The organism is Falsihalocynthiibacter sp. S25ZX9 (assembly GCF_041205405.1).
GTDB classification, from domain to species: domain Bacteria; phylum Pseudomonadota; class Alphaproteobacteria; order Rhodobacterales; family Rhodobacteraceae; genus Falsihalocynthiibacter; species Falsihalocynthiibacter arcticus.
The window spans coordinates 1-275 of the sequence record NZ_JBGFCD010000376.1; the positions used below are offsets into that span (position 1 = coordinate 1).

1 protein-coding gene is annotated in these 275 nt (G+C 57.8%); it reads left to right on the forward strand.

Features of this window, described 5'->3' with window-relative positions; translation table 11 throughout:
• On the forward strand, positions 1 to 275 hold a 275-nt coding region (locus tag AB9F29_RS22645; RefSeq protein WP_369757344.1), incomplete at both ends, for a LysR substrate-binding domain-containing protein.

The following is a 275-nucleotide window of genomic DNA, read 5'->3' on the forward strand; positions in this document are numbered from 1 at the left end:
CACAGCGTCTCTTTGGCGCGCCTCTCAAATGAGCCATTTATATTGGCGACGGGCGGGTGCACTATCCACGCGGGAAGCCTTGCTGAGACCATCGGATGCGGGTTGCAAGACGTTCGGATGGAGGTGCGCGACTGGATCAGCTCCTTCGCCCTCGTGCGCGAAGGATTGGGCGTAACTGTGGTGCCAGAACCCACCCTGCCATCCGACCGTCGCGGCATAAGGGTTCTGCCGTTAAAAGAAGATTTGCACCGGTATTTTGCGCTCAAACCTTCATG